General features: G+C 65.1%; 15 protein-coding genes. 5 read left to right on the plus strand and 10 right to left on the minus strand.

Annotated elements, in window-relative coordinates; genetic code table 11:
• The 4 genes from folD to EG19_RS08890 all read right to left on the minus strand — a co-directional run bounded on the left by folD (position 1) and on the right by EG19_RS08890 (position 4,461).
• A complete protein-coding gene (folD, locus tag EG19_RS08875) occupies positions 1-912 on the minus strand; it encodes a bifunctional methylenetetrahydrofolate dehydrogenase/methenyltetrahydrofolate cyclohydrolase FolD (RefSeq protein WP_038049819.1) in 912 nt (303 codons plus the stop codon).
• A gap of 3 nt (positions 913-915) precedes the next feature.
• Positions 916-1,605, minus strand: coding sequence for a ubiquinone/menaquinone biosynthesis methyltransferase (locus tag EG19_RS08880; RefSeq protein WP_152544008.1), 690 nt, complete (start codon positions 1,603-1,605; stop codon positions 916-918).
• A gap of 34 nt (positions 1,606-1,639) precedes the next feature.
• On the minus strand, positions 1,640-3,370 hold the full coding sequence (locus tag EG19_RS14465) for an LTA synthase family protein (RefSeq protein ID WP_407702155.1): 1,731 nt from the start codon (positions 3,368-3,370) through the stop codon (positions 1,640-1,642).
• Positions 3,371-3,969: 599 nt separating this feature from the next.
• On the minus strand, positions 3,970-4,461 hold the full coding sequence (locus EG19_RS08890; protein WP_038049822.1) for a DUF2231 domain-containing protein: 492 nt from the start codon (positions 4,459-4,461) through the stop codon (positions 3,970-3,972).
• Positions 4,462-4,524: 63 nt separating this feature from the next.
• Here EG19_RS08890 and EG19_RS08895 point away from each other — a divergent pair, with 63 nt between their 5' ends.
• The 3 genes from EG19_RS08895 (at position 4,525) to EG19_RS08905 (ending at position 9,013) form a co-directional block, all read left to right on the plus strand.
• Positions 4,525-5,034, plus strand: a complete 510-nt coding sequence (locus EG19_RS08895) for a CvpA family protein (protein WP_038049824.1) — start codon at positions 4,525-4,527, stop codon at positions 5,032-5,034.
• Positions 5,035-5,167: 133 nt separating this feature from the next.
• Entirely contained in the window at positions 5,168-6,691 is a 1,524-nt protein-coding gene (locus EG19_RS08900) for a YifB family Mg chelatase-like AAA ATPase (RefSeq protein ID WP_038049826.1), read from the plus strand.
• A 9-nt stretch (positions 6,692-6,700) separates the two neighbouring features.
• Positions 6,701-9,013 carry a hypothetical protein gene (locus tag EG19_RS08905; protein WP_038049828.1) on the plus strand — a complete coding sequence of 771 codons (2,313 nt, stop codon included), beginning with the start codon at positions 6,701-6,703 and terminating at the stop codon, positions 9,011-9,013.
• On the opposite strand, the gene EG19_RS08910 is transcribed toward EG19_RS08905, so the two are convergent.
• Positions 9,010-9,420 (minus strand): outer membrane protein assembly factor BamB family protein, encoded by a 411-nt coding sequence (locus tag EG19_RS08910; RefSeq protein ID WP_038049829.1) that lies wholly within the window; start codon positions 9,418-9,420, stop codon positions 9,010-9,012. The genes EG19_RS08905 and EG19_RS08910 overlap by 4 nt on opposite strands.
• A gap of 45 nt (positions 9,421-9,465) precedes the next feature.
• Between EG19_RS08910 and EG19_RS08915 the strand changes: the two genes are divergently transcribed.
• Positions 9,466-10,938 carry a PhoH family protein gene (locus EG19_RS08915; RefSeq protein WP_038049830.1) on the plus strand — a complete coding sequence of 491 codons (1,473 nt, stop codon included), beginning with the start codon at positions 9,466-9,468 and terminating at the stop codon, positions 10,936-10,938.
• An 11-nt stretch (positions 10,939-10,949) separates the two neighbouring features.
• Complete coding sequence (locus tag EG19_RS08920; RefSeq protein WP_200867134.1) at positions 10,950-11,624, plus strand: MBL fold metallo-hydrolase; 675 nt, start codon at positions 10,950-10,952, stop codon at positions 11,622-11,624.
• A 33-nt stretch (positions 11,625-11,657) separates the two neighbouring features.
• Here EG19_RS08920 and EG19_RS08925 read toward each other — a convergent pair whose 3' ends face one another.
• The 5 genes from EG19_RS08925 to EG19_RS08945 are packed head-to-tail and all read right to left on the minus strand — an operon-like array spanning position 11,658 to position 16,034.
• On the minus strand, positions 11,658-12,413 hold the full coding sequence (locus tag EG19_RS08925; RefSeq protein WP_152544009.1) for a TlyA family RNA methyltransferase: 756 nt from the start codon (positions 12,411-12,413) through the stop codon (positions 11,658-11,660).
• A 4-nt stretch (positions 12,414-12,417) separates the two neighbouring features.
• Positions 12,418-13,299: a polyprenyl synthetase family protein gene (locus EG19_RS08930; protein WP_038049832.1), complete on the minus strand. Its 882-nt coding sequence runs from the start codon at positions 13,297-13,299 to the stop codon at positions 12,418-12,420.
• Positions 13,292-13,534, minus strand: coding sequence for an exodeoxyribonuclease VII small subunit (gene xseB / locus EG19_RS08935; RefSeq protein WP_038049833.1), 243 nt, complete (start codon positions 13,532-13,534; stop codon positions 13,292-13,294). Before xseB ends, EG19_RS08930 begins: the two co-directional genes overlap by 8 nt.
• On the minus strand, positions 13,531-14,898 hold the full coding sequence (gene xseA / locus EG19_RS08940) for an exodeoxyribonuclease VII large subunit (RefSeq protein WP_053335148.1): 1,368 nt from the start codon (positions 14,896-14,898) through the stop codon (positions 13,531-13,533). Before xseA ends, xseB begins: the two co-directional genes overlap by 4 nt.
• Positions 14,895-16,034, minus strand: coding sequence for an O-antigen ligase family protein (locus EG19_RS08945; protein WP_038049834.1), 1,140 nt, complete (start codon positions 16,032-16,034; stop codon positions 14,895-14,897). The genes xseA and EG19_RS08945 overlap by 4 nt, the downstream gene beginning before the upstream one ends.
• Position 16,035: the final 1 nt, after the last annotated feature.

The following is a 16,035-nucleotide window of genomic DNA, read 5'->3' on the forward strand; positions in this document are numbered from 1 at the left end:
TTACCCCCGCCGCAACCGGGCCGCTCGCAGGGTGTTGGCCAAAAGCTGGGCGATGGTCAGCGGCCCCACCCCGCCGGGAACGGGCGTGATTGCCGAAGCCTTTTCCACCACCTCGCTGTACGCCACGTCCCCCACCAGCGTGTAGCCCTTCTTGGAAAGCTCCCCCTGCCGATCCTGGTCGCCGGGGAAAAGACGCGCCACCATCGCCCGGTCCTCCACGCGGTTGACCCCCACATCCACCACCACCGCTCCCGGGCGTACGTGGGCGGCCCCCACCAGCGCCGGTTTTCCGGCGGCCACCACCAAAACCTCCGCTTCCCGGCAAACCGCCGGCAGATCCGCGGTTTTCGAATGGGCAATGGTCACCGTGGCGTTGGCGGCCAAAAGCAGGGCGGCCATGGGCTTGCCCACGATGTCCGAGCGCCCCACCACCACCGCCCTTTTGCCGGAAAGCTCCACCCCGTAAAAGCGCAAGAGCTCCATAATGCCAGCAGGGGTACAGGGCACAAAACGCGGCCGGCCCTGCCACAGAAGCCCCACGTTTTCCGGATGGAAGCCATCCACGTCCTTTTCCGGCGCAATCTCGGAGAGAAAGCGGGCGGTGGGCAGGTGGGGCGGGAGCGGCAGCTGCAGCAAGATGCCGTCCACCTGCGGATTGCGGTTGAGGGCGGCAATGAGCTCGGAAAGCACCTCCGGTGCGGTGTCCGCCGGCAAGTGGTGGGTTTCCGCGGAAAGCCCCAGCTCCTGACAGGCTTTGGCTTTGGCCCGCACGTACACCCCCGAAGCCGGGTCGTTGCCCACCAGGATGGCGTGCAAGCTAGGGACGATCCCCCGCTCCTGCAGCTCTTCGATTTCCCGGCGCAGCCGCTGCCGGATGAGCTCAGCCACCGGTTTTCCTGCCATCACCTGCATGCGTTAGCCTCCCTTTTGAAACACCGAAAGACACGCCACGCGCAAACCCAGGTACCGACGGGCCACTAAAGAAAACCCCGCCTTTTGCGCCAGCCCCGCCAGCTCATCGGCGGTCAGGAAGCTCCGGGAAGAAGCCGGCAGGTAGCGGTAGGCTTCGCCGTCCCCCGAAAGCCAGCTCCCCACCGGCTGAATCACCAAGCACTGCCAGGTACTGTGCAGGCCCCGGAAGACCCGGCCTTCCACCGGGTGAAACTCCAGGATGGCCAAAAGGCCCTGCGCTTTCAAAACCCGGTGTACCGCAAAAAAAGCCGCCCCCGGGTCGGGAAAGTTGCGCCAACCAAAGGCCACGGTCACCGCCGAGAAAACCTCCGAACGGAACGGCAGGGCTTGCACGTCGGCCGCCACCCAAAGTGGGTGGGCGTTTGGGGCTTGCTTTTTTCTAGCCAGCACCAGCATGTCCAGGCAAAAATCCGCCCCCACCGCCTTTCGTGCCGCAAAGCCCAAGGCCACATCGCCGGTGCCACAGGCCAAATCCAGAACCGGCCCAGGGGGTGCCTGGGCTGCCGCCCGCCTCAGGTGCTTCCGCCAGCGCTGATCCTGGCCCAGGGAGAGCAAGCGGTTGAGCAGGTCATAGCGGGCCGCCACCCGGGAAAACATGGCCTTTACCGCCTGGGGATCGGGACCTGGCCTCACGGGCCGGGAAGCTATCACGGAAGCCGCGGTCCCCTCAAGGACCGGCAATGTCGGGGAGCAAGTCGTGCTCCACCACCGCTCGCGATGCGGCCAGCTCCGCAGCGACCGCCTCACGCAGCGGCTGGCAAGCGCTTTTCTCGCGGCCCTGCAGGCTCAGGCGTTCGGCGCACGCTTGGAACGGCTCCACCCACAGGAGCTGGTTGTCCGCCCCGGAACCGTCGGGAAGGGCAGCAAAGCCTTGCCTTCCCGGGATCAAGGCGCGGCCCACAAACCAGGATGGGCGCGGTACACCCAAAAGGTGCAGGAGCGTGGGCGCAATGTCCACCTGCCCTCCCACCTCATCCACCTCACCAGTCAACGAAGCATCAGGGGTGACGATGAAGAAGGGAACCCGCCGAAGGGCCATGAGCTGTTGGGGGCTCCACTGGATACGGAGCAGGTTGGCCAGAGGCGCTTGCAGGGGAAAGCCCGCCTCGTGGTCGCCGTACAGCGCCACCACCGTGCGGTCCGCCAGACCGGCCCTGGCCAGACCCTCAAAAAACGCCGCCAAGGCCCCGTCCACGTAACGCATGGCCTGCAGGTAGTTGGCCAAGGCCGGGTCCCCCAAATCCGGGAGCTTCAAGCTCTTGCGACCCTCGGGGAACTCATCAAAGGGGTGATGCAACCCCAGGGTAATCAAAAAGGCAAAGAAAGGCTGCCGGGCTTCCTTTAGCTTGGGAAGGACCCTTTCCAGGAAAACCCCATCGGCCAGCCCCCAGCCGATGACCTCACCGGGCCCCAGTTCCCGCCTGAAGAACGAGCGCTCAAAGCCGTAGGCGGGGTGCAGCACCGCCCGGTTCCAAAACCCCCGCTCGAAGGCGTGGGCGGAAAGCGTGCTGTAACCCCGGGAGCGGAGAACTTTTGGCAAGGCCATGAAGCGGTTGCCCGCCCGTCGGAAAGCCACCGCCCCTTCCCCCAAGGGGTGCTGGGAGTTCAAGGCAATGAACTCCCCGTCCGAGGAGCGGCCCTGGTTGGTTTGGTCAAAAACCCAGGAAAAGTAAAGGCCGCGCCGCCGCAGGGAGTTCAAGAAGGGCGTAACCTCCTGGCCATTTACCTCCAGCCCCACCACAAAGTTCTGCAGCGACTCCACCTGTAGCAAGACCAGGTTGTAGCCGGAAAAGCGGCCAAAGGCCGGCCCGAAAGCCGGAGTGGTTCTGGCCCGTTGGGCAAAAAAATCGCGAATTTGCTGCTTTTCTTCTCGGGCCAAACCCTCACCCACCGCTTCCTTCCAGGTGCGGGCCGCGTCCAAAAGGTGCAGCCCCCAGACCCCCAGCTCCTGCATCCGCATGGTGTAGGAAAAAACCTGGGCTCCCTGCGTCTCCCTTAGAACCCCGCGCACCGCCGCAAGCACCGGCCATGCCGCCACCCACAAAACCCCGGCCAACGCGGCCTGCCGCAGGAAGCGTGGCCAGAAGGGCCATTGCTCCTGCCAGCGCGGCCAAAACCAAGGGAAAAGCGAGCAAAAGCCCAAGACCGCAAACCAAAGGTCCTGAGGTTTTGCCAGCGACCGGACGCTATCCCACACTTGACCCAGCTGCCCGGCGCCCTGCCACGCCAAAAGCGAGACGATGCTGCCAAAAAACCGCAGGTAAAGGGTATCGGCAAAAGCCAAAACCACAGCCAGAAAGGCCAGCACCGTGGCTGCCCGCGGCCACCACCGGGCCGGCAAAAGGATGAGCGCCAAAGAAAGCAAACACCCCCCCGCCCACAGCATGCCCACCGGCATGGGCGGCCCCNNCACCCGGCCCGCCGCAACCACCACCACCTGTCCCACCACCCACGCAAAAGCTGCAAGCCAAAGCACGGTGCAAACCGGCACCAGCCAGGAAGCCCACCGCCTGCGCTTCCAAACCACCAGGCTCAACAAACCGGTGAAAAGCCCAAGGCCTCCCACCAAGAAGGGGAGGCGGGGCAAGACCCGTACTTGGGCTAAGTGCGCTTGACCCGAAGGCGGGGGATACCAGCACACCTGCTCCCGCACCATGGCCAGCTCCAGGAGGTACACCCCTGGGTCCCGGGGAACCCTGACCCGCAGCAGCACCCGCTGGGTTTCCCCTGGCATCAACGTCCGCCCCAGGTCGGTCCGGTCCCCATCCCAAACCAGGACCTTGCCGCTGAGGTCCCGCCAGTGGTAGGAGAGGTGATCGGAGGTTTGGCCTGACCACGGCTGGTGGCCGGTGTTGGTCACCTCCACTGGGATGGCAAACTGCGCCCCTTCCCACGCCAGCCTGGGCGGCTTAAACGCCTCCACCCGCCATCCGGAAGGGCAAGGCGCTGCCAGAACCAAGCCTGCCCACAGGCCCAGACCGAGGGCAGCCAGCCCCCTCATTGGTCTTCCAGATGCTCCCCCTCCGCGGGGGCAGGTGTGCCTTTGAGCGTGAGCTGCGTTCCCACCCCGTGCTGAAACACCAGCTCACCACCCAGCATGCCGTTGTAGCCCACCGCTGCCGCGGCAGCCAACAGCAAGAGCAACCACACCGCCCGCACCCAGGTGGCCAACCGCTCCATCCGCCAAAGCACGAGCCGTACCACCGCCAGCACGATGAGACCCACCATCACCTTCTCCCCCAGCTCCTCGTGCTGCTCCACCAGTGCCTTGGCCGCTTGGGGGATCACCGCTTCGTCGTGGGCCGCCTCCCCGGAAAGCACCGCCGCCACTGCGGCCAGTGCCGCCAAGACCAAGAGTATGGGAACCACCGGCGAAAGCTGCCGAACCTTCGGGTGCAAGGTGAGGAGCTCAAAAAACAGCGCCAAAAAGCTCAGCGCCACCACAAAATGAACTACCGCCGGATGCAAGGGGTCGGGGAGCCAGGTCATTACAGGCCTCCTTTCACGTTGGCCAGGATTCTAGCAAAGCGAGAAGCACGGTAAGATACCGGCGTGGACGTGCTCATTTTGGTGGTGGCGGCGGGCTGCGCAGTGCTGGGCGGTTTCTGGGGGGTGGTGCGCATGGTTTCCACCGCCGGCGCGCTGGTGGGCGGGGTTTTGGCGGGGAGAGTTGCGGGGCCTCCGCTGGCCACCTGGGCGTTTGGACCCACCGCTTCCCTGGCACCTAAGTTACTGGCTTCCCTTGTAGCCGGTGGCCTGGCCTTTTTCCTGCTGCTGCTGGCCGGAGCCGGGGTTCGCAAGCTTTTGGAACGCGTGCACCTCTCGCTATTGGATCGGCTTCTGGGTGCGGCTCTGGCGGCGGCTCTGGCGCTTTTCCTAAGCGCGGTGCTGCTGGCGCTGGCTTCCGCTGGGGGCTTTCCCGCCCGGGGCCGGGTGAGCGAAACATTAAGCTCGCTGGGAGGGGCGTTTTTGGCCGCTTACAGCCCGCCGGCCAGCAGCACCAAGCCCAACAGCAAGCCCGCCAAACCCACCAGCAGCGGCCAGCACCCCGAAGGCCCCTGAAGCTGGCGATCGAGGGCTTGCTCCAGTTCCCACCGTAGCTTTTCCACCCTGGGATCAGCAGCCGGCAACCCTTGACGCCTCCAGTTCCCCTCAGCATAATACGGTTACCGTCCAGCCACGTCGGGGAGGCATTATGGTGGTGAAGGTGTGTTCGGCCGTTCCCCGAGGTGTGGAGGCTTTGCCGGTTCGCGTGGAAGTGGAAGCCCACCACGGGCTTCCCGGTTTGGTGGTGGTGGGGCTCCCCGATGCCGCGGTGCGGGAGTCCCGGGAGCGGGTAGTTTCCGCCATTCGGCAACTGGGGGCCACCCTTGAGAGCAAATCCCTGGTGGTCAACCTCTCGCCCGCCGAGGAACGAAAAGAAGGCACGCTCTTAGACCTGGCCATTGCCGTGGGGGTGCTGGCCAGCACCGGCTTTGTGCCGTCTAAGGGCATGGGCAATTTATGGCTTCTGGGCGAGCTTTCCTTAGACGGTCAGCTCCGGCCAGTGCGGGGGGTGCTCCCCATCGTGGAAGCTGCCACGAAACACCAAGCCAAGGTGATCCTTCCAGCGGAAAACCTGCCCGAAGCTGCAGTGGTGAAAGGTGCGGAGGTGCTGGGGGTTTCCCACCTCAAGGAAGTGGTGGCCCTCATTCGCGGAGACGGAGCTGGTAGTTGGACCAAGCCGGAGCAAGCTTCCTGGTGGCAGCCGGAGCAAAGCCGGGAGCTGGATTTGGCTGATGTCGCCGGACAAAGCCATGCCAAAAGGGCTTTGGAGGTGGCTGCTGCGGGCGGGCATCACCTCTTCTTCATCGGCCCCCCGGGCTCAGGGAAGACCATGCTGGCCCAAAGGCTTCCGGGAATCCTGCCGCCCCTGTCGGAAGAAGAGGCGCTGGAAACCACCAAGGTTTATTCGGTAGCCCCTTTGGCTCCCCGGCCCCAGGGCTTGCTTTCCGTTCGCCCGTTCCGCAGCCCCCACCACACCATTTCCGCAGCGGGCCTGGTGGGGGGCGGACCCTACCCCCGCCCTGGGGAAGTTTCCCTGGCCCACAACGGCGTGCTCTTCCTGGACGAGCTCACCGAGTTCCGCCGGGACGTCCTGGAGGTGTTGCGGCAACCGCTGGAGTCCGGGTGCGTGGTGATTGCCCGGGCTGCAGGGTCATTGCGCTTCCCCGCCCGGTTTCAGCTGGTGGCCGCCGCCAACCCCTGCCCCTGCGGGTTTTTGGGCGATCCCAAGCGCCTCTGCCGCTGCTCCCCCCAGGCCATCGCCAGGTACCGTTCGCGCCTGTCGGGTCCGCTCCTGGACCGCATTGACCTGCACCTCACCGTGCACCCGGTGCGGTTTTCGGAACTCTTCACCCAGGGGCGGGGCGAAAGCTCCAGAGCGGTCCGGGAGCGGGTGGTGGCCGCCCGGGAAGCGCAAAAGAGAAGGCTTGCGGGAACCGGAAGAACCACCAACGCCCAGCTCACGCCGGAAGAGGTCAAGCGCTTCTGCAGCCCGGATGGGCAAGGCCAGAAGCTCCTGGAAGCCGCCATGGAGCGCCTGGGGCTTTCCGCCCGGGCCATCCATCGGGTGCTGAAGGTGGCCCGCACCATTGCCGATTTGGACGGCTCGGAAAGCGTGAAAGCCGTGCACGTCGCCGAAGCTCTAGCCTACCGGGAGCAAGCCATGCCGGCGTAGAATCGTTCCATGGAGTTCCCGGCGGCCACGGTGGAGCACGCCCTGCAGGCGCCTGAGGTGCTGGGCGTGTACCTCACCTCTGCCGATCGGGGGGGTGGTTGGCGGGGGTTTTTTGGGGAAGCTGCCAGCCGGGTGCCCGCTCCCTTTTGGCTTTACGGCGACGACGAGCGCACCATCGTCACCCTGGGCTTCCCCTTTCAGGTGACCTCCTCGTGGGAGGGGTTTTGTCGGGAGCTGGCCCGACTTTTGGAGCTGGAAGCTCGCTACCGCCTGGCCAGGCTGCAGGGGCAAAGCTTCGACAAGCAACCGCTGGTGAAAAAACGCGAAGAGCTTCTGGCGCAGGCCACCCCGCTTTTGGCCCACGCCCTGGAGCAGGATTTTGGGCGGCTCTTCCCGGAAATCCTGTGGCTGGCCCTTTCCCGCGAAACCGCTTTGCGGTTTTCTGACCTGCGCGGGGAGGTGGTGTCCTGGGCCCCCGGGACCGGAAAGCTCGACCTGGCCAAGATCACCTACCTGGCCGCGCAAAGGGTGGTGGAAGTCCTGGAAAACGCCGAGCAGCAAGCGGTGCATTGGCTGAAAAGCGCGGCCCCGTGGGTGAACCCCGAGACCGGCCGGCGTTTTGGCCAGCTCCTCCGCCAGGACCTGGTTCCGTTCGTAAGCCTGCAAGCCACCCGGGATCAGCAGGAGCTGGACCTCTTCCTGGCGGGCAGGCTGGGCCTGGAGCCCGCGCAGTTCCGCCGGGTGGTGGCGGAAAAAGCCGAAGCACTGGACGTTCTCCGCAACAAGGACCCGGGCTTTTTGGAAACCCTGGCGCTTTTGGACGAAGAAGCACCCTCGCTGCCCTCGGTCCGGCTGCTGTTCCACCCACCAACCCTGCGTTTGCTTTCGGTTTGGCGACACCCGGCAACGCCCAGGCTTTCCGCCGAGCTCTTTTCCCTGCTGGAGGACCTAGGGGGCCGCCTGCGGCGCTTCGAGGTGGTGGCTGCCCTGCGGGCGCGGATCCTGCCGGTGGCTAGCTCCGGCTCCCGGTTGGTGGCCAAGAGCGGCAGCCAGGTGGTGCGGCTTTCGCCCTCGGTGCGGGCCTTCGATTTCACCTCGCCCACGGTGGTGCCTTCCGCAGTGCGCCGCTACGGCCTGGTGTACGACCTGGTGGAGTTCACGCAAATCCTGGAGGACTTGCGCCGGCGGGGTTTGCGGGCGGAGCTGGAAGCCCTGCGCTTTATGCTCCGCTTCCAGTACGAGTGGGAAAAGCTGCGCACCGAACACCGCCTCCGCCTGGAGAAGTTCCTCGGGGACGGCGCCTTTTACTCCTGCCGCAGCGCCCAGAGCCTCTTTTTTGCGGCGGTGCAGGGGCGGCTCATTTACGAGGAGCTGCGGGAGCAGGGGTGCCCCTTTAACCACGGGCTCCGCATGGCCCTCAACGTGGGCACCTACCACCTTCTCCCCATGATGGGCGGGCAAAAGGTGAGCTTTGAGTTCTTCGGCCAGGGCCTGGTGGAGCTGTCACGCCTCACCACCGGCAAAAGCTCCAAGGAGGTGGAGGACATTGCCGACTTCCTGGTGGCCCGGGGCTACGACCTGCACAAGGTGCTGGAGTTTCTGGAACCGGTGCGCCACGAATCGAGGCTTCCCGAGTTTGCCCAGGAACGCCCCTACGCCGCGTACCTTTTGGAAAACGGCGAGCTGCAAAACCTGGGCACGGTTTTAACCGAGGCGTTTCTGCGGGAGCTGGAGCTGGAGTGGAGCAACCCCCGCCTGGGCCAGGTGGAAGCCTGGGGCCTGCCTTGGCTTGTGGTGATGGCCGGGATGGGCGGCACCGGGCCCTGGGCGGGGTTGCGCTTTTTGGGGGTCATTCACCCCAAGGGTTTGGAGCCGTTCCCGCTTTACGAGATGGTGGCCTGGCGGCAGGCACCTCCCGGGCTTGCCATGCTCCCACCTGGAACTCCGCTGTTAAGCACCCTGCGAAGCCTGGCCCAGGGGGTTTCCCCGGTTTCCCAGAGTGCGGCCAGCGAGGAGCTGGACCCCCGCCTTTGCGTGGCCTCAAGCCTGGAAGACGATGGCCGCCGGGCGTGGTATTTAGGCCTTTGGTACGAGGAAACCGATGCCCTCCACGCCGCCTTCCGGGTACCGCTGGTGCCTTCCGGGTTGCAGGAGGGCGAGCCCTTTGAAGCGTGGCTGTTCCGCAACCGCGAGGAGCTGGCCAAGCTCTACCAGGCCCTCCGCCGCAAATCGGTGGGCGCCATGCTCCCCCTCGACCACCTGCGCCACCGGGAAGGCTACTTTGCCTGCTTGCTTTCAGCGCCCCACCGCTCGCCCCGCTAGCGCAAGACCCAAACCACTTCTCCCTTGGGAGAAACCAACCACAGCACCTCGTTGTGGAAGGAAACCAAGAAGCCCTCGGCAAACTCACCGCGGAACGTATTCACCTTTTCGTCCTTTTCCCCCAGCTTGGCGGTCCACCGCAGCGAACCCGTGGCTGGATCCACAAGGCTCAGCGTGCCATCGTCGCAACCTACCAAAAGACCACCTTTGACCTTTTCCACGAAGTTCACCTCTTCACCAAAGCGGTGCTCCCAGACCACCTGGCCGGTGGCCAGGTCCACGCCGTAAACCATTTGTTCGGGCTTCTTCACCCCCTTGCGCTCGAGCTGCAGCGCCACCACCTCGGCCTCCGCGGCCGGCGGCAAGAAGCCAAAAACCACCACCAAAGCCAAAATCCAGCGTTTCATGGCCACCTCCTTTGCTCGCTTTTCATGGTAGCATGGGGATGGTCCATGAACCCGGTAGACGTGTACATCCCCGATACCTCGGCGTTGGTGGAAAACCCCGACTGTCTGGATCGCCTCCTGGCCCCCGGCAACATGGTGATCCTGCTGCAGCAGGTGCTCAAGGAGCTAGCCCATCTGCAGGGCAGCCGCCACAAGTCCGAAGGCGTGAAGGCGGCGGCCCGGGCCGCGGTGCGCAAGATCCTGGCGCTGCGCAACGCCTCCCTCATCCACCCCGACCCCACGCCGGTGCTTTCCGGCCGCATCCCCTTTTCCTCCCTGCCCACCACCCCCAACGGCGGGGTGCTGGCCTGGGAGCCTCCACCGGCGGCGGTTTCGGAAAACGGCAACGGCGACGGCGTGATCATTGCTGCCGCCGAGCGCATTGCCTCGCTGGTGAGGGGGCACAACGGCTTCCGCGTGGTGTTAATTTCCGAAGACTCCAACATGCTTTTAACTTGCGACGCCAAGGGCATCCCCGCCGAAGCCCTGCGCTACGGTAAGGTGGCTTTAGAAAGCCCGGAGGACCTATTTTGCGGGGTGGTGGAGGGCGAAGGCAGCGGCGATTTGTGGGATGAGTTTCTGGCCAGCGGCCCCCCGCGGGAGCGCTTTCTGCCCATGGAAAGCCTCAGGACGCTAGTGGCCGAGCCCCTGCCCAACCTGGGTGTGGTCCTGCACCTGCCCCAGGGGACCCTCACCTTGCGGGTGGACGCCTCCGGGGAAAGGGCGCAAGAGCTGCGCTTTGCCCAGTACTGGGATTCCCGCCGGGGAGAGCTGGTCCCCCGCACCATCCTGGGCTTTACCCCTGCCGACCCCCGCCAGCTTTTGGCCCTGGAGTTTCTGCTGGACCCCGAGGTGCAGCTGGTGGTGCTGGATGGGCCGGCGGGCTCCGGAAAAACCCGCCTCATGGTGGTGGCGGCCCTTTACCTGCTCTTTGGCCAGCCCACCAGCTTCCGGGTGAAAAGCCCCGGGGTGCTGCCGCCGCCCCTGTACCCCAACGGCTTGATCTTGCTCCGCCCCGAGCACTCCGCCAGCCAGTTTGAAATGGGGTACCTCCCCGGGGATCACGACGCCAAGCTCTCCCCGTGGCTGGAGCCCTTTTTCCAAGCGATCCGCTCGGTGTCCTTGGCCAACGGTCGGGATTTCCTGCAGGACCTGGAAGCTTCCGGGCGGCTTACCTTGCTTTCCACCTCGCTGTTGCGGGGTTTGGACATTGAGGATTCGCTGGTGCTGGTGGACGAATTGCAAAACGGCGACCGGCATTTGGCGAAAACGCTCATGAGCCGCTTTTGCGCCAGCTCCAAGGTGGCCCTGGCCGGCTGCTTGGACCCCGTGCAAATTGACAACCCGTACGTGGATTGGCGCTCCAATGCCCTCACCCGCATCAAGGAAACCTACAAGGGCTTTGGGCCGTACGTGGCGCAGGTGCGGCTTTCCCGCAACTACCGCGGGCCGATTTCCACCCGCGCCGATGCTTTGTAAAGGAGGCAACGATGTTTACCGGGGTTTTCTTGCTGCTTGTGCTGGCGTCAAGCGGTAAGGAGGTGAACATGGTGCAACAGCTCCACTGGCATGGGCATGACTGCTTCCGCTTGGACGGTCCTCCGGTGGTTTACGTGGACCCCTTCAAGCTGCCGGAGGGCCTCCCCAAGGCCGACCTCATCCTCATCACCCACGACCACTTCGATCACTGCTCCCCCGAGGATGTGGCCAAGATCAAAAAGGCCGGCACCATCATCGTGGGACCTTCCTCGGTAGCCAAGAAGCTTTCCGGGGTGCAGGTGATCGCTGCCGGGGAAACCAAGACCTTTGCGGGGGTCACGGTCAAGGCGGTTCCCGCCTACAACCTCCAAAAGCAGTTCCACCCCAAATCCTACGGCGGGCTTGGCTACGTCTTTACCGTGGGCGGCTTCACCTACTACCACGCCGGGGATACCGACTTCATTCCGGAAATGGCCAACCTCGCCCCCGACGTGGCGCTTTTGCCGGTGTCCGGCACCTACGTGATGACCGCCCAGGAAGCCGCCGAAGCGGCCAGGAGCATCAAGCCCAAGGTAGCCGTGCCCATGCACTACGGCAGCATCGTGGGGGAGGAGGTAGACGCAAAAAAGTTTGCCAAGCTCTTGGAAGGCAGCTCCATTGCCGTGGTGATCAAGCACCGGGAGTGAGCTCGCGAGCTTCCAGCCGTTGCGGCTGCAGCCTCAAGCTTTGGCTTTAAGGAGCAGAAACTCCTCCAGGTTGCCGGCCGGACCGGGAAGCGGGGAAGGGCAACGGGAAACAACCTCCAGGCCCAGGGCTTGGGCTTCGGCGATGACCCTTTGAATGGCCGCTTCCCGCAGCTGCGGGTCTCGTACCACCCCGCCTTTGCCCACGTGCCCTTTGCCCACCTCAAACTGGGGCTTGACCAGCACGCACAAAAGCCCTTCCGGTGCCAAAAGCGGCAGCAGGCGCGGCAAAACCAGGGTCACGGAAATGAAGGAAACGTCCACGGTGACGAGCTGGAAGCACCCACCCCCCACATCCTCCGGCTGAAGGTAGCGGGCGTTGATGCCTTCCACCACCCTGACCCGGGGATCCTGGCGGAGGCTCCAGTCCAGCTGCCCCTTGCCCACGTCCACCGCCACCACCTCCCGGGCACCGCGGGCAAGCAGCACGTGGGTGAACCCCCCGGTAGAGGCCCCCACATCCAGGCACCTTTTGCCTTCCGGGGAAACCCCAAAAAACTCCAGAGCCCCCGCCAGCTTCACCCCACCCCGGGAAACCCAGGGGTGCTCCGGGGCCTCCACCGTCACCTGGGCATCGCCGGCCACCAGCTTCCCCGGCTTGTCCACCACCTGGCCATCAACCCGTACCCGGCCAGCAAGCACCAGGGCCTGGGCCTTTTGCCGGGTAGGGGCCAACCCCCGCTCCACCAGGAGGGCATCCAGCCTGACCTTGGGCACCCCCGAGCCAGGCAACCCCTCAGCTCCTCCGCTGGCACACGAAGGCCACCAGCTCGCCCAAAAGCCCGCTGGGGTCCAGGCGGCTGGCCTCCTGCTGCAGCGTGTGGCTCAGCTCCGCCAGAACCTGCCGGCTTTTTTCCAAGCCAAAGACCCGCGGGTAGGTGAGCTTGGCTTGCGCGTCGTCCTTGCCGGGGCTTTTGCCCAGCTCTTCCGGGGTTCCGGTGACATCCAGGATGTCATCGGCCACTTGAAAGGCAACCCCCAGCTGCAAGCCAAACCGCTCCAAAGCCGAAACCAGCTCCGGGGGAGCGGAAGCCAAAACCGCCCCGCAGGCCAGGCAAGCAGCAATGAAGCGCGCGGTCTTGGCTTCGTGGATGCGCCGCAGCCGCTGGGCTTCGGCCGGGGCGCCGGACGCGGCCAAATCCTCCACCTGCCCTCCCGCCATCCCCTGGGAGCCCACGGCTTCCGCAACCCTCCGGCAAACCTCAGCGCGAAGGGGGGCCCAGCGATCCCCTGGAGGGTAGGAAGCCAGCCAGCGGAAACCTTCGGTGAGCAGGGCATCCCCGGCCAAGATCGCCAGGGCTTCGCCAAAAACCACGTGCAGGGTGGGCTTGCCCCGCCGCAGGGTGTCGTTGTCCATGGCCGGCAGGTCGTCGTGCACCAGGGAGTAGGTGTGGATGAGCTCCACCCCGCAGGCGGCGGCTAAAACCGCGTTCGGGTCCCCGCCGGCAATGCGGTGGCCCAGGCGGAAGAGGATGGGGCGCAGGCGCTTGCCCCCCGCCAGCACGGCGTAGCGCATGGCGCGGTGCAGCTCGGAGGGCCAGGCCTCCTCCGCCGGCAAAAGCTCTTCCAGGGCGCGGTCAATGGCCTCCCGCTCCTGTTGCAGGAAAAGCTCAATCACCTTCCTTCTCCACGGCAAAGGGTGCGGTTTCCGGCTCCTCGCCTTCCTCAGCTTCGGCCAGAAGCTGCTCCACCCGGCGCTCCACGGCGGTCAGCTGGGTTTTCAGCTTCTTGGCCAGCTTGATGCCCCGTTCAAAGAGCTTCAGAGCTTCCTCCAACGGCACCGTGTCGTCTTCCAGCTTGGAGACAATGGCCTCCAGCTCACCTAAGGCTTGTTCAAAGCTTTCCTTGCTCATTCCACCTCCTCGTTTTCACCCAAAGAAAAGAGCGCCTGCTGCTGCCCGGCCTCCCTCCCCACCACCAGCGAGCGCACCAGCCCCTGGGAAAGCTGGGTTTTAAGCCGCTGCCCTGGCTGCACGTCCTCCGCCCGCCGCAGCGGCCGGGGGTCCCCTTCCACGGTAGTAATGGAGTACCCCCGCTTGAGGATCCCGGTGGGTGAAAGGGCTTGCAGCGCCCTCACTTTGGCGGCAAGCTCCAGCTTCCGGCGGGAAACCAGCGCCCTGAGCCTTTCCCGCAGCATGGCTTCCTGGCCGGCCAGCAACTGCCAGCGGCGGGCGGCGCCAAACCGCACCGGCCAGGCGTAAAGCCGGGAAACCAAAAGCTGATACCCCCGATGGCGCCGCAGCACAAGCCCGCGCAGGAGCTGCGGCAAAACTTCTGCCCGTTGCAAAACCGTGCGGATCTGCCGCACCCGAGCTGGAAAAAGCGCCAAACCCCGGGCCCCCGCCAGAAGCGCTAGGCGGTTTTTCCGCAAGGTCAAGGTCCGCTGCCAGGCCAGCAGCAGGTGACGCCAGGCGTCCTCCAGGCGGCGGGCCTGGCGCTCCAGCTGCGCCACCACCAGCTCCGCCGCTTGTGTGGGGGTCGCAGCCCGGATATCAGCCGCAAAGTCAGCAATGGTGAAATCAATTTCGTGCCCCACCCCGGAAATCACCGGAACCGGGGAGGCGGCAATGGCCCGGGCCACCACTTCCTCGTTAAAAGCCCAGAGGTCCTCCAGCAAGCCCCCGCCCCGCACCACCAGGATCACATCGAGCGTGCCGAGCTTTCCCAGGTAGCGAATGGCGCGGGCAATTTCCCCCTCGGCGCCCTTGCCCTGCACCCGCACCGGGTACAAAAGCACCGAAAGGTGCGGCCAGCGGGAAAGCACCTTCAGCACGTCGCGCACCGCCGCCCCCGAAGGGGAGGTCACCAGGCCAATGCGCTGGGGGAGCTCCGGCATGGGGCGTTTGCGTTCGGGGGCAAAAAGCCCCTCGGCTTCCAGCTTGGCCTTGAGCTGCTCAAAGGCCAGCTGCAATTCCCCAATCCCCTCCGGCACCACCTCCTGCACGATAAGCTGCAAGCTGCCCCGCTGCGGGTAAACCTCAAGCACACCCCGCACCAACACCGAAAGCCCGTCGGCCAGCTTGAAGCGCAGGCGGTCGGCACGGGAGGCCCACATCACGCAGGAAAGCTGCCCATCCGCATCCTTCAAGGTGAAGTAGCGGTGCCCCGAGGAAGCCACCTTCACCCCCGAAAGCTCACCCCGCACCCACACTTCCCCAAAGGCCGAAAGCTGCGCGTTAATGGCCGCCACCAGCTCGGAAACCTGGTAAACCTTCACCCCCGGGCCTCCATTTGGGCGTAAGCCCCACCCATCAGCACAAACGTGAGGTACTGGATTTCCGCGTCCCAGAAGTTGTACTCAAAAAGCCCGGCGGTGCTGATGGCAGCCACCGCCGAAAGGGCGGCTGCCACCGCGGCCCTGGGAACACCGGTAAGCTGCGGCAAGCGACGCCAGGTCTGAGAAAAAAAGGCAGCCAAAAGCCAAAGGTAAGCCGCCAAGGCCACCAAGCCTCGCTCCGCAGCAATTTGCAAAAGGTTGTTGTGGAGGTGCGGTACCCGGTAGCGCGGGGCGTCGTCCCGCCGGTAGAGCGGGTACAGCTTGGGGACCATGTCCAGCCCCACACCGGTCAAGGGGTAATCGCGCACCATCTGCAAACCCGAGTAAACCATACACAAGCGGTCGAAGTTGGCAGGTTGGCGGAGGTCCAGCATGGACCACAGGCGGTCGCGCACGCTTTCGGGAAACACCAGCAAAACCGCCAGCGCCAAAAGGGGGTAGAGCCAAAGCAAGCGCCGCCGCCAGCACGCCGCCAGCACCAACACCCCAACCCCTAGCCCCACCCACACGTTTCGGGTGTAGGACAAAAACAGCGCCACCAACGCCAGGCCGGCCGGAACGAGGAAGAAAAACCTGCCACGAAAGTGCGAAAGCAGTGCCAGGGCGAGAAGCACGCAGAACGCCAAAAGCAACCAGCCGGCGTAAGTCATGTAGTGGGAAAGGGGGCCGCGGATGCGCATGGTAAGCGAGTCGTACCCGTGCCCGTACTGCCACAAGCCCCACAGGCTGAGGACCCCTGCCATGCCGGCCAGCCCCCAGGCTAAAAGGCCCCAGGCCCGCTCATCCATGAGGTTGGCCGCCAAGGGGATCAGCAGAAACACCAAAAGCCGGGGGAGCTGCCGCCAGCTCGTGGTGGGGTCCAAGGAAAAAAGCGCGGAAAGCACCGAGGCTCCCCAAAAAACCGCAATGGGGCCCAAAAGCGGCCAAATCCAGCGCTTCCCGGAAAGCTCCCCGCGCCGCAAGGCCCACCAAGCGGCTAGCGCCGAGGCCAAAAATAAGGGGTTGGCAAGCCCCAGGCGGGAGGAAAAGACCGCTCCCGCCACCAGAAACCCCGAGGCCCACGCGGCTTTCCGCACG

This window comes from Thermoanaerobaculum aquaticum (genome assembly GCF_000687145.1).
Classification (GTDB): Bacteria; Acidobacteriota; Thermoanaerobaculia; order Thermoanaerobaculales; family Thermoanaerobaculaceae; genus Thermoanaerobaculum; species Thermoanaerobaculum aquaticum.